Annotated in this window: 1 pseudogene; it reads right to left on the bottom strand. The window is 62.9% G+C overall.

Annotated elements, in window-relative coordinates:
- Positions 1-348 (bottom strand): annotated as a pseudogene (locus ACWGTI_RS32815) (transposase); the annotation flags it as partial.

Below are 348 nucleotides of genomic sequence, written 5' to 3'. Positions count from 1 at the left end.
AGGCAAGTTGGATCAGGCCGCGGCGTACGCGGGCGTTGCCGGCCTTCGCCAGTCCCTTCTGCCGCCGCTTGGATCCGCTTTCGTCGGGCGCGCCAGTCGGGCTGGCATAGCGCGCTACAGCTCGCGGGTCGCGAAGATTCCGGGAAAGCACCTCCTGAACCAGCATGCTGCTGTCTCGATGCCGATGCCGATAATGCTTGCGATGAGACGCACCATCGCATGTGGTCTCGCCTCCCGCTCCTGTTCGAGACGCGCAAGGCCCGCCTGTGAGGATATTGGTCCTCGGAAAAGAGACAACAAGCACGGTGCGTTACTCCCTTTCGCCGATTGAGCGCACCTGTATGGGGA

This window comes from Mesorhizobium sp. ArgA1 (assembly GCF_053714375.1).
Note: the sequence above shows the minus strand (reverse complement) of the source record. Positions and strands in the feature narration are given on the sequence as shown.